11 protein-coding genes are annotated in these 12,880 nt (G+C 57.7%); 10 read left to right on the top strand and 1 reads right to left on the bottom strand.

Annotated features, from left to right (window positions below):
• Positions 1-89 precede the first annotated feature (89 nt).
• The 9 genes from FE782_RS01695 (at position 90) to FE782_RS01655 (ending at position 10,869) form a co-directional block, all read left to right on the top strand.
• Entirely contained in the window at positions 90-743 is a 654-nt protein-coding gene (locus FE782_RS01695; RefSeq protein WP_202914464.1) for a DUF1295 domain-containing protein, read from the top strand.
• A 75-nt stretch (positions 744-818) separates the two neighbouring features.
• The gene (locus FE782_RS01690) at positions 819-1,220 is read left to right on the top strand and encodes a DUF488 domain-containing protein (protein WP_138191841.1); all 402 of its coding nucleotides are present in this window, start codon (positions 819-821) and stop codon (positions 1,218-1,220) included.
• A gap of 56 nt (positions 1,221-1,276) precedes the next feature.
• On the top strand, positions 1,277-2,020 hold the full coding sequence (locus tag FE782_RS01685) for a type II toxin-antitoxin system prevent-host-death family antitoxin (protein WP_138191839.1): 744 nt from the start codon (positions 1,277-1,279) through the stop codon (positions 2,018-2,020).
• A 76-nt stretch (positions 2,021-2,096) separates the two neighbouring features.
• Entirely contained in the window at positions 2,097-3,260 is a 1,164-nt protein-coding gene (locus tag FE782_RS01680; RefSeq protein ID WP_138191837.1) for a HEAT repeat domain-containing protein, read from the top strand.
• Between the two features lie 166 nt (positions 3,261-3,426).
• A complete protein-coding gene (locus tag FE782_RS01675) occupies positions 3,427-5,694 on the top strand; it encodes an AraC family transcriptional regulator (protein ID WP_138191835.1) in 2,268 nt (755 codons plus the stop codon).
• A gap of 199 nt (positions 5,695-5,893) precedes the next feature.
• A complete protein-coding gene (locus FE782_RS01670) occupies positions 5,894-6,799 on the top strand; it encodes an ABC transporter permease (protein ID WP_238392302.1) in 906 nt (301 codons plus the stop codon).
• A 19-nt stretch (positions 6,800-6,818) separates the two neighbouring features.
• Positions 6,819-7,718, top strand: coding sequence for a carbohydrate ABC transporter permease (locus FE782_RS01665; protein WP_202914463.1), 900 nt, complete (start codon positions 6,819-6,821; stop codon positions 7,716-7,718).
• 78 nt (positions 7,719-7,796) lie between these two features.
• Complete coding sequence (locus tag FE782_RS01660; RefSeq protein WP_238392301.1) at positions 7,797-9,524, top strand: ABC transporter substrate-binding protein; 1,728 nt, start codon at positions 7,797-7,799, stop codon at positions 9,522-9,524.
• A gap of 82 nt (positions 9,525-9,606) precedes the next feature.
• Complete coding sequence (locus FE782_RS01655) at positions 9,607-10,869, top strand: alpha-L-fucosidase (protein ID WP_138191833.1); 1,263 nt, start codon at positions 9,607-9,609, stop codon at positions 10,867-10,869.
• Between the two features lie 111 nt (positions 10,870-10,980).
• On the opposite strand, the gene FE782_RS01650 is transcribed toward FE782_RS01655, so the two are convergent.
• Positions 10,981-11,469, bottom strand: coding sequence for an LURP-one-related/scramblase family protein (locus FE782_RS01650; RefSeq protein WP_138191831.1), 489 nt, complete (start codon positions 11,467-11,469; stop codon positions 10,981-10,983).
• Positions 11,470-11,745: 276 nt separating this feature from the next.
• Between FE782_RS01650 and FE782_RS01645 the strand changes: the two genes are divergently transcribed.
• A complete protein-coding gene (locus FE782_RS01645) occupies positions 11,746-12,786 on the top strand; it encodes a BMP family lipoprotein (RefSeq protein ID WP_238392300.1) in 1,041 nt (346 codons plus the stop codon).
• Positions 12,787-12,880: the final 94 nt, after the last annotated feature.

Below are 12,880 nucleotides of genomic sequence, written 5' to 3'. Positions count from 1 at the left end.
AGGTTTTCCCGTTCGCACGCGTTCGGGCCGAGGATGCGAGCAAGGTTCCAGTCGGGACGGGATGCAAACCAAGGGATCGGGGGATGCCCATGTCTGCGTTGACCGAGCGTTCGTACCGGCAGCGGATCGTCTTCCTGCTGCTTCATCTCGTTTCCGTCGGACTGGCGACGTTGTGGCTGCTGCAGGACGCGCCCGCGCAAGGCGCGGCGCCGATCAGAGCCGGGCTGCTGACGGCCTGCTTATGGCTGTATTTCTTCCGGATTTGCTTTACGACGTTGTATTTGCTGCGGCGCGCGATGCCTTGGAAGGAAGTATTCGGGGTGTCGGCTTGGGTGTTCCTCATTCATGCCACGTTCGCCGTCCTCGGCGCCGCGAATCCGGCGGAAGCGGACGGATGGGTATGGGCCGGGGCGTTGCTCTACCTGGTCGGCTCGGATCTCAATACCGGCTCGGAATGGTTGAGGCATCGGTGGAAGCGCCGGGAGGAAAACAAGGGGCGGCTGTATACCGGGGGACTGTTCCGCTATTCCATGCACATCAATTATTTCGGCGATCTGGCGCTCTTCGCGGGCATGTGCCTGATCGCGGGGCAGTGGCTGACCGGTTGGGTTCCCTTGGCGATGGCGATTATGTTTATAGGGGTTCACATTCCCTCGATGGATCGATACTTGGAAGCGAAGTACGGCGCGGAGTTTCGGGCGTACGCGGCTCGGACGAAGAAGCTGATTCCGTTCTTGTATTAGGGATGTAGTTTGTGCAGGGGAAGACCGTGACCGACTGGCTTGGCGGGCGGTCTTTTTCGCTGAAGGAGTGGAAAGATGGAGAAGATCGCCGTCAAGCGAATCTACGATGCTGTCGATGCCGCCGACGGGCGGCGCATTCTCGTCGACCGTCTCTGGCCGAGAGGCGTGTCGAAGGACCGTGCGCAGCTGACGCTCTGGATGAAGGAGGTCGCTCCGAGCGCGGAACTGCGCGAATGGTACCACCGGCAGCCGGAGGACATGGCGGATCGGTTCGAGACGTTCAAGGCGCGGTACGAGGCGGAATTAGCGGACGCATCGATGCGCGGCTCGCTGGAGCGGCTGCGGACATGGGCCGAGGAAGGGAAGGTCACGCTGCTCTATGCCGCCAATACCGGCGAGTGGAATCACGCGCGGGTGCTGAAGGAATTTCTGGACAAGTCGCAGCGGACGCACCTTGTTTCGAATCGCAGGGAATGATATTCTGAAATTAGCTAAATTAGCTAATCGGTCGATTCGTTTCCGGGGGTGAGGCCATGGAGGTCAGTTCGACGGAGGTACAGAACAACTTCGGGAAATATTTACTCCTCGCTGCGCAGGAAGACGTCATCGTGACGCGGAACGGTCGGGCGATCGCGAAGTTGACGGCGGTGGAAGAACGGAGCCGAGCGGGCATCGTCGCGGAACGCGGGGTGCCGTACGATCTTATCGGCAACTATGGCGGACGGAAGGCGTCGTTCGAGGAGTTTCTATCGCTTAGGAAGGGCAAGGGAGACGAACGGTTCGAGTATATCGACGGCGAAATATACAACCTCGCGTCGCCGAAGACCGACCACCAGGTAGCATTAATGGAGTTGGCCGTCATGTTCCACCGTTGGTCCGAAGGTCGGCCGTGCCGGCCGTTCGTCGCGCCATACGATATCGAACTGCGCCGTTCGGAGCGGCAAGATCAGGCGAACGTCGTACAGCCCGACTTGATGATGATTTGCGATCTAGAAGAGCACCTCTCCGACGACGGGTATTACAAGGGTGTGCCGTCTTTGCTCGTAGAGATTTTGTCCGAGAGCACGAGGGGCAAGGATATGATTCGCAAGTGCGACCTATATATGAAGTGCGGCGTGAGAGAATACTGGATCGTGAACCCGTTCGCGAAGGAAGTGACCGTGTTCCGGTTCGCCGACGAGGAAATCGCGGACAACGCGACGTACAGGCTCGGCGAGTCGGCTCGCTCTTTCATTTTCGAAGGACTGATTGCGGAAGTGAGCCGTCTATTTCGTTAGCATGAATATGCCGCTCGCGCCCGATAATGTTGTATACTAGGCGTAATGAATAAAACTGCCAAGAGGATGAGCATACATGAGCCAAGATATGAGCGGGGTAGGCCGCCGTCACCTGCAGAACGATTCTTACGGAGTTGCAGCATTTTGTATGTACCGGGCGATCCAGGAGCAACCGGCGAACCCGGGCGCATGGAACGGGCTGGTGCTCGCGTTGAGCCTGATGCGCAGGGAACACGACACGCAGACGATCTTGGCGAGGTATGCGCTGCAGCCGCAGCTTCCCTACGACAAGCAGATGGTGCCGATCGCGTTCATGATGTTCCGCAACAGTCCGCCGGCGATGGTCGGATGGACGCGTGCGATCGCGAACCGCCCCGGCGTCACCCCGCAGGAGCGGCAGTCGTTCGAGGCGATGGCGCAGGATATCGAGGAATCTTATCGGAAGATGGTCGAGGAGCGCGGGGAAGACGTCCTGAAGAGTCAAGGGATGCTGACGCTCGAGGAGTTCGCCGCAAGGGTCATCGAGTTGGACCTGGCGCTGAAGGGAGCGGCGGACGCGCTCTTCGCCCAAGCGGAGGAATGGCTCAAGGACGAGAGCACGGTGCTGTCGGCCGTCCGCATGCTCTGCCTGCTGCCCGATCCGCGGAGCGAACGGCTGCTGCGCCGGGTATGTCGAGACGAAGGAATCCCGGGGAAAATGAGAACGCATGCGCTGCTCGCCTTGCGATGGCTCGGCGTGCGCGGCAATGTGCGCCTTCAGAAGATGGGCGAATCGTTCGTCGTCGACCTGAACGCGCCGAAGCCGGAGCTTACGATCTCGGTTCCTGCGTCGTACAAGCCCGCCTTGGATCGCATGCTTCTGTGGATGGCCAAGGAGCAAGGCGCGGTGGCGGCGGAGGAGTACGAACGCTTCGCCGCTACCGAGGAGAAGGAGCTGCCGGAAGCGCTGGCCGCGAAGGTGAAGGAAGCCGATCTTCCCGGCATTCTGCAGGAAGTCGTGCACACCGTCATCCGAAGCGCTTACGACGAGTATTACCCCCTCGTACCCGCGGTCAAGGAATACCGCTCTTGGAGCAACGCCTTCCTGATCATTATGAAGGAATATGTGGAAGGTTCGGGGGGGAGCTGGAGCTACGGTCCGTTGGAGCAGGACGATACCGCCGTGCTTCACCGGAATTGGCTGCTGAGCGCGACGCCGGATTTCCATCAACAGATCGCCGCCGCCCGCAAGAACGGATAAGGCTGTAAGAGCAAATGCTCTGCGACAATTTTCTGTCCGGAGCATTTGCTGTTTTGCAAGCAGTTTCGATCGCGTCGATTCGCTCGACAACTCCCAAGAACAAGGTATTGCCAACTCTTATGTAAGCGCTTTAAGCTAAGAGAACGAATGTTTCGGGAGGGTAGCCATGAAGAAAAAAGGGTTTTACCGGATGCTGCTGACGTACCTTCCGGTGTTTATCGTCGTACTCTCCTTCCTGTGCTTCGCCTTCTTCCAAGTGCTAAGCTTCCACAGCCAACGGCAGGCGGTGACGATGAGCGAGACGTTAGCCAGGCAAGCGATCCGGGCGGTCGAATTCTCCTTGAAGTCGATCGACGAACGGCTGACCCGCGAGCTGTTAACGAACGAAGAGTATCGGCTCTTCTTCGAGGAGAACGACCCGAATCATGTGTATACCGACATTCGCTCGGTCAAGCTGATGCAAGACTTAACCGTCAGCTATCCGTTGATCGATTCCATCTATTTCGTACGCTACCGGGACGGGCATGTCCTTAGCAACAGAACCTCCAGCCCGCTCGGAACGTACCCGGATCGCGCGTTCCTGGGGGATGAACTCCCGATCAAGGACAGCCAATGGTCCGACGTTCGAACGTTCCAAGAGTTTCCGGCCAAGCCGGGCAGAGAGGTCGTAAGTCTCGTTCGAGGCTTTCCCTTCTCGAGAGGCACTCATGGCCTGGTGGTCATTAACGTGAACGTCGAACGACTGCGGATGCAGATTAACGAGCTGTATCACGCCGAGGTCAGCTTCGTCAACTTGTACGATCGTAATGGCGCGAACCTGATGAATGCGGCGGACGGGAGCGCGTTACGGGAGAAACCTACGCTGCAGAAGGAGAGAATGGCGACCTACGTATCCGGCTATACCGGTTGGACGGTAGAGAGCGGCATGATGCTGCAGCCGGTGATCGGCTTGCTGCTGGAGTTCAATCAAGCGTGGACCTATATCGGCGTCGTCATCGTGTTGCTCGGGCTGCTCTCCCTCGTCTTCATTACTTGGAAGCACTACGAGCCCATCGACCATATCGTCTCGAACATTAAGCGCTATGCGGCGGAGCGCAGGAGCCACATGTTCGGCAGTCAGCACCGGAATGAATTCGACTTCATCGGAGCCGCGCTCGACCATCTGATCGAACAATCGAACCGCAACCAGACGCAATTCGAAGAGGACGTCGGGTTACGCAAGAAGTATTGGTTTCGGGAGCTGCTCGCCGGAGAGCGCGGCATCGGCGCCGAGCAGTGGCGGGAGATGATGACCAAGCTCGGCCAGCCCGAGGAGTTTCGGCAAGGCATCGTATTTATGCTGGAGATCGACCATTACGCCGACTTCCAGTCGAGGTACGACGATCGGGATCAATTCCTGTTGAAGTTTATATTAAGCAGCGTGGCGCAAGAAGTCGCAGGCAAATCGGAGGCGTGGGCGTGGCCGGAATGGACGGAACGAAATCGGCTGACCGGCATCGTGCACTTCCCGTCGGACGCCGAGCTCACGCATCAAGCCGTCTTCGCGCTGTTCGAATCGTACCGGGAATGGGTGGCGAAGCATCTCAAGTTTACCGTAACGATCGGCGCCGGAGGGATCGCGAGCGAGGTCGGCGGATTAGCCCGTTCGTATCGACAATCGATCGAGGCGCTTCATTATAAAGCCGTCATCGGGAGCAATCGATTCATCAGCGTCGAGGAGACCGAAGGAGCGGAATACGAGAGGCAGCCCCATATCGAACACATTCATTCTCTCGTCGATGCGTTGCGGATGGGCGACGACGAGGCGGCGGAACGGCTGCGAACGCTATTCGAGCAGATGCGCATGACGATGATGCGCCGCGAGGATATCGTCAACCTGGCGAATTATTTGGCGTATCAAATCGATCGCGTCATGATGGAAATCTCGCCCGAGCTGTACCAGGGGTGGCGGCAGGAAGGCGCCGCGGGCTGGAGCGCGGCGCTTGCGAGCTTCGATACGATCGACGAGCTGGAGCAGCACGTGTCGCTGACGATCGCCGTCCTGCTGGAGAGGATGAAGGAGCAGCGCAGCAAGCGGGCGAGCCATGAGCTGATGCGGAACGTGAGAGAGTACATCGAGCGACATGCGACCGAGCCGGATATGTCGCTGCAGCGGTTAAGCGAGCAATTCGGCTTGAATTCCAAATATGTAAGCAAGCTGTTCAAAGAAGCGCTCGGCATGAATTTCATCGACTTCCTCGTCGAGCTGCGCATGCGCCGCGCCAAGACGCTCCTGTTGGAGGAGCCGGGCATGAGCGTGAAGGAGATCGGGGAGCGGGTCGGATACGCGAATATGAATTCGTTCAATCGGGCGTTCCGTCAATCCGTCGGCGTGCCCCCGGGCGAATATCGGAATCGGCAGAGGTACGACGCGGTGAAAAATGCGTCACGCTAGAAAATTGAATATTGCCCGAAACGGAAATCCGTGCGGCGCATTCCCGATCCGGGAGCGCCGCGCTTTCTTTTTGCGCGACGACGGGGAAGAGAAAATCGTACATCCGATGATTTTTGCGTGTGGCGCGCGCCGGCGGAGACGATTACGCTGAAGGGGCATCGAAGCCTCGCGACAAGCCCGGAGAAGAGGAGGAACGAGATTGTCTGTTGCGGTGAAAAAAATAAAGAAGCATTGGCAGCTGTACTTGGTCGTCTTGCCGTCGATGATCTACATCTTGCTATTCAAGTACTACCCGATGATCGGCGTCCAAATCGCGTTCAAGGAATTTAATGTCATCCAAGGGATTTGGGGAAGCGAGTGGGTCGGGCTGGAGCATTTCCGAAGCTTCGTTCAGAATCCGAACTTCTGGCTGCTGATCAAAAATACGCTCGGCATCAGCCTATACGGCATCGCCGTCGGCTTCCCGGCGCCGATCCTGCTCGCGTTGGCGCTCAACGAGATTCGCAACGGGCTGTTTAAGAAGTCTGTGCAAATGGTTACGTACGCCCCGTACTTTATCTCTACGGTCATTATGGTATCGATCCTGATCGTGAACTTGTCGCCGAATGTCGGGGTGGTCAGTAAGCTGTATACGGCGTTCGGCTGGGAAACCGTCAATTTCATGGGGATTCCCGCTTTCTTCAAATCGATCTACGTGTGGTCGGACGTCTGGCAGCATACGGGGTACGGAGCGATCATCTACTTGGCCGCCCTCAGCGGCGTGAATCCGGAGTTGTACGAGGCGGCTAGGGTGGATGGAGCGTCGCGCATTCAGAAAATCGTGAACGTCGACCTTCCGTCGATCGTTCCGGTCACGGTCGTGCTGCTCGTCCTGAACGTCGGCAACGTCATGAAGCTCGGCTTCGAGAAAATTTACTTGATGCAAAATCCGTTGAACTTAAGCACCTCGGAGGTCATCTCCACTTATGTGTACAAGGTCGGGCTCATCGGCGCGGACTTCAGCTTCTCCGCCGCCGTCGGATTGTTCAACTCGGTCATCAATCTCGTCTTGCTGCTTCTTGTCAACGCATTAGCCAAGCGGTTGTCCGGAAGCAGTCTATGGTAGCAGGGAAGGAGCGAAAAACATGCTGTCCGTAAGAGGAATCCGGGAATCGGCCGGCGACCGGTTGTTTTTACTAGGAGTCTACACATTTCTTGTCTTCGTGCTTCTCGCCGTGCTGCTTCCGCTGCTGCATATCGTCAGCTCGTCCTTCAGCTCGCCGCAAGCGGTCGTATCCGGGAAGGTGTGGATCCTCCCCGTCGAGTTTTCGCTAGAGGGGTATAAAGCGGTGTTCGACAGCAAGAGCATCTGGAGCGGCTTCGCGAATTCCGTCTACTACACGGTCGTCGGGACGTTCGTGAACGTGCTGCTCACCGTGCTGATCGCGTACCCGCTGTCGCGCCGCACGTTCTACGGGCGGAATCTGATCATGATGCTGCTCGTGTTCACGATGTTGTTCGACGGCGGAATCATCCCGTTCTACTTGCTCGTCAAGGATTTGGGCATGATCGATTCGCGTTGGGCGTTAATCGTTCCGGGCGCCTTGGCCGTATTTCAGGTCATCATCGCGAAGACGTTCTTCCAAAGCTCCCTCCCGGAGGAAATCTGGGAGGCGGCGTCCCTCGACGGGTGCTCGGATATCCGATTCATGACTAGTGTCGTCCTGCCGTTATCCAAGCCGATCCTGGCCGTCATGACGTTGATGTACGCGGTCGGGCACTGGAACGCCTACTTCGACGCCTTGATTTTTCTGAAGTCCCAGGAGCTGTTCCCGCTTCAGATCGTCCTGCGGAACATCCTGATTTTGAATACGGTCGATCCGACGATGCTGTCGAACGCGGATCAGATGCTGGCGCAGACGGGGCTTAAGGATTTGCTGAAATATTCGTTGATCGTCGTCGCGAGTCTTCCGATCTTAATGATTTATCCGTTCGTGCAGAAGCACTTCGTCAAAGGGGTGATGATCGGTTCGTTGAAGGGCTGACCGGCCTCTAGGACTGGATATATGAAGACTCTTAGTTGGAACACGGAAAAGGATGCGAATCAAACGGGAGGGGTTTATGTGATTCAGAAGAAATGGTCGATTCGTACGATGGCGTTGCCGCTTCTTGCGGCGATGCTGGCGCTTAGCGCTTGCTCGACGGGCGGGGACAGCGGTTCGAATGAAGAGCCGAGCGTCGTAAGCGAGTCCGGCGAGAGCGGGAACGGAGATCAAGGCAAGGGCGCGGCCGAGGGGCCGGCCGTCTCGCCGCCGGGACAATACCCGATCGTCGCCGAGAAGCTGAAGTTGAAGGTATTCGCGCCGCAATATCCGTCCATCGAAGATATGGAGACGAACCTGTACACGAAGTGGATCGAAGAGAAGACGAATATCGACCTTGACTTCGAACTGGCGCCGAACGACGCGCTGAACGAGCGGAAGCAGCTCATGATGGCCAGCGGCGACTATCCGGAGGTCATTCTGCACGGCAATCTGACGAAGGAAGAGCAGATGAAATACGGCCAGCAAGGCGTATTCCTTCCGTTGAACGACTTGATCGAGAAGTACGCGCCGAACGTAAAGAAGGCGATGGAAGACATTCCGTACTTGAAGCAGTCGATCACGGCGCCGGACGGAAATATTTATGCGATTCCGCAAATTAACGAATGCTTCCACTGCACCTATGCCCAGAAATACTGGATTAACGAAAAGTGGATCGAGAAGGTCGGCCTGCAGATGCCGACGACGCCGGATGAGCTGTATACCGTGCTTAAGGCGTTCAAGGAGAAGGATCCGAACGGGAACGGACAGGCGGATGAAATTCCGCTGACCGGCGCGACGCTGGAGACGATGTGGGAGGGCAATATCGACGGCTATCTCATGGCGCCGTTCATCTATAACGACGGGACCAAGTATTTGATGGTGAAGGACGGCAAGGTCGAGCTGGCGGCGAATAAGGACGAATGGCGCCAAGGGCTTGAATACATGAACAAGCTGTTCTCGGAAGGCTTGATCGACAAGGCGGCGTTCACGCAAAACGCCGACGCCGTATCCCAGCTGGCGAACCGCGATCCGAACGTCTTGGGCTCCATTACGACGGCGTTGATCAGCTACGCGTACTCCCCGGACGACAAGCATCCCGTCCACAAGGAATATGCGACCGTTCCGCCGCTGAAGGGGCCGAACGGCGTGCAGCAAGCCGGCTATTACGGCGGGGTGAGCAACTCGCAATTCGCGATTACGAATAAGGCGTCGGAGCTGCAGCAGGCGGCCGCGATGCGCTTGGTCGATCTGTTGTTTACGGAAGAAGCCGTGGCGCGGCAGGAATTCGGCCCCAAGGACGAGAAGTGGCGGGAAGCGCAAGCGGGAGAGCTCGGCCTTGACGGGCAGCCTGCGAAGTACGCGCGCATCACGAGCGATCAACCGGCGCCGCCGACGCACAACGACGGCTGGGAGCAGATCGGTCCGTCCCTCCGGACCGCGGAATACCGCGCTTCGTGGGCCGTGCCGCAGGATCCGCTGGCGGAAGGCGGCTATGAGCTTAGATTGTATTTGGAGTCGAAGAAATACGAGCCGTACAAATCTACTCAAGTGTATCCGAGCAGTGTGTTCATCGATTCGAAGGACGCGAGCGAAGCGGCGCAGCTCCAGACGAACATCGCCAGCTACGTGCGTTCGAATATGGCCCAATTCATTACGGGAAGCAAGAATATCGAGAAGGATTGGGACGCGTACGTGAAGGGGTTCGAAGGTTTGAACGCGGCTCGATACTTGGAAATTCATCAGAAGGCGATCGACGCGAACCAATAAGTTCGACGGGGCTGTCCCGCGGCGCGAAGCCCGAGGACAGCCCTCGCTTTGAACAGGATTATTTTAGCAGGGGGGATTACCTATGACCGATCCGATCCGAGTCAAACCGACGGCCCGGCAGCTGGAGTACCAGCAATGGGAGTTCGGATTGTTTTTGCATTTCGGACTGCGCACTTTCTATGAAGGCTACGTCGACTTCGACGAGCGGCCGATGTCGCCCTCCGCGTTCCGACCGGCGCTTCTGGACTGCGAACAATGGATTCGCACGGCGAAGGAAGCGGGCATGAACTATGCGGTGCTTACCGCCAAGCACCACGACGGTTTTTCCAATTGGCCGACCCGTTACTCGACCTTCTCCGTGGAGCATTCTCCGTGGAAGGACGGCAAGGGGGACGTCATCCGCGAATTTACGGACGCTTGCCGGAAATACGGCGTGAAGCCCGGACTCTACTATTCGCCTTACGACGGTTCGGCGGATTTCTATACGCAGGACGCTAAGGCGTACGACGACTACTTCGTCAATCAGATTACGGAGCTGCTGACGAATTACGGAGATATCGATATTTTATGGTTCGACGGCTGCGGCTCGGAGGATCACGAGTACGACTGGCCGCGGATCATCGGCGAAATCCGCCGGATGCAGCCGAACATCCTCATTTTCAATATGGGCGATCCCGACTTCCGATGGGTCGGGAACGAGGACGGGATCGCGCCGGATCCGTGCTGGAACACGGTGGACGCCACCGAATTTTCCATCCTGACGGACGAAGCGGATCGGTTGGCCGAGCGGCTGTGGCTGCCGGCCGAATGCGACGTGCAGCTGCGGTCGAATTGGTTTTACAGCGACAACGACCTGCATACGCTCAAGAGCTTGAGAGAGCTGATGGGTCTCTATTCCCTCTCGGTCGGGCGCGGAGCGAACCTGCTGCTCAATATCGGACCGGACCGGGAAGGGCGTCTGCCGCCCGCCGATACCGACCGTCTCCTTGCGTTCGGCGCGGAAATTCGCCGCCGATTCGGAGCTCCGATCGCCGCGCTGCCCGACTTCGCGGAGAGCGACGGGAAGTGGGAGGTCACGCTGCGCGAACCGCGGCTCATCGAGCATATCGTCATCGGGGAAGATTTGACGGACGGGGAGTGCGTGCGGAGCTTCGTATTGACCGTAGTAACCGCGAAGACGAGGCGGCGGATTCGCTTGTACGAAGGCCGAAGCATCGGACACAAGCGGATCATACGCCTTCCGGCCGTGAAGGTTCGGGGCGTGGCGTTGGAGATCCTGGAAAGCGAAGGAGAGCCGAAAATTCGGGAGCTGTCGGTGTTTCCGGCAGGGGACGAGGAAAACTGAACCGAAAAATATGAAATGCGCCGTCTTTGCCGCCCGAAATGAGACCGAGACCTTGGGCGGCAACGACGGCTTTTTCTTTGAACGCTTGCGGCAGCTGCCGTCGAAACGCGGTTAGTTTGCGGCCGACCGCTGCCTTTTCTGAATCGCATGCATGCCCAGAATGACCGCCACGAGTTCGTAGGAATCCAAGTCGACGCATCGGTTGTTCAGAAGAAACGCCCCCGAGGAAAACCAACCGTTCACCTGCTCGAAGCGGGCGACCATGCCGGATCCGTCGGTAATGTCGTACTCCCTCGAGAATGCCGGCGACACAATCTCATAGCTGCCCCGACCGGCTGTGTCATAGGTGTATTTCTTCGAAAAAAACGTAAGTCTGCTCTTCAGTACGCCTACCTGCCCGCCGTTGGCATCGGTGACCTGCCATTTGTTCGAGAATATCGGAAAACTCCCTTGATACAGCAGCCGGCCGTCCTGTCCATATACTTCAATAGATGAGCCGAAGGCGCTCTTCAAATCTACATGACCGACGCGTTGTTCCCGTTCGTTCAAAATTTCCGTCATGCCCGCACTGAAAAAGTTATCCCGAAAGTAAAGATTCATTTCCGCCACCTCGCTTTCGCTTTCGATGAACTTTCTTCATCACTTACTAAAGTAGACGACGACAAAGGAAAAGAAGTTCCATCCGGCGCCCCGGCTCCGTGCGGCGAGACAGAGGGTTTCCTCCCCCGAAAGTTGGAGAAACTTGGGGATGAAGGCACATTGGTGAACCGTCGCGAAACATGTCGAAAACGCGCAGAAATCAATTGACATGAAAGCGCAACCGCAACTAGAATTGTGAGTATTGTCACACTATTATTCGACAGGGGCGAAACGGAATTGAAAAAATGGACCATCCTTGCGGTCGTTTCTCTGCTGATGACCGGCTTGCTGGCGGCATGCGGCGGCGGCGGAGACAACGCCGCGAATGAAGGCGCGACGGGCGGCGAAGCGGCTTCCGGCGAGAAGCAGCGCGTTGTCCTGGTTACGCCGGAGAAGATCGGCGTCAACCAATTTTTCACCCAGATGCAAGAAGGCTTAGAGAAAGCGGGACAAGAGTTTAACCTGGAGACGAAGGTGATCGAGTCCGCGGATCCGACGCAGGTCGAGCAAAACCTTCGCGCAGCCATCGCAGAAGATTACGACCTCATCATCACGGCCGCGTTCAGCGCCGCCGACGCCTTGACGAAGGTCGCGGCGGAGAACCCGGACCAAGCGTTCGCGATCATCGACGTCGTCGTCGACGCGCCGAACGTGCGCAGCATCGAGTTCCGCGAGCACGAGGCGGCGTACCTGATGGGCGCGGCCGCAGGCCTCTCGACGAAGACGAACACGGTCGGCGCCGTCGTGGCGATGGACGTGCCGTTGCTGTCGAAGTATACGAAGGGCTTCGAGCAAGGCCTCAAGTCGGTGAACCCGGACGCGAAGTTCTTGGTGAACTACGTCGGCGGCTTTACGGACCCGGCGAAGGCGAAGGAGCTCGCGCTGCTGCAGCAGTCGCAAGGCGCGGACTTCGTAGCGGGCATGGCGGCGGTCGGCGACAACGGCGTCTTCGAAGCGGCGAAGGAGAAGGGCTTCTACACGGCGGGCCAGGATACGGACCGCACGGTGGAAGATCCGGAACACGTCGTCCTCTCCCAATTGAAAGAGACGGATACGGTCGCCTACGAGACGGCGAAGGACTTCGCGGAAGGCAACTTCACGTACGGTCCGGTCAGCTACGGTCTTAAAGAGAACGGCGTCGGCCTGACGTTCGTTACGGCGGAATCGACATCCCCGTTGAGCGACTTCATCGGTCAAGACAACGTGGACAAGCTGAAGAAAATTCGCGACGACATCGTCTCGGGCGCGATCGAAGTAGTTAACCCGTTGGCGCAATAAGCGAAAAGAACGAAAAACCGGTTGCCTTCCCGCAGCCGGTTTCTCTTGTTTCCGCCTTCCATAAGGCAGGGGCGGGGAAATAGCGAGGAGGCGG

It is taken from the genome of Paenibacillus antri (assembly GCF_005765165.1).
GTDB lineage: Bacteria > Bacillota > Bacilli > Paenibacillales > YIM-B00363 > Paenibacillus_AE > Paenibacillus_AE antri.
This window is presented reverse-complemented; position numbering and strand designations above follow the sequence as displayed.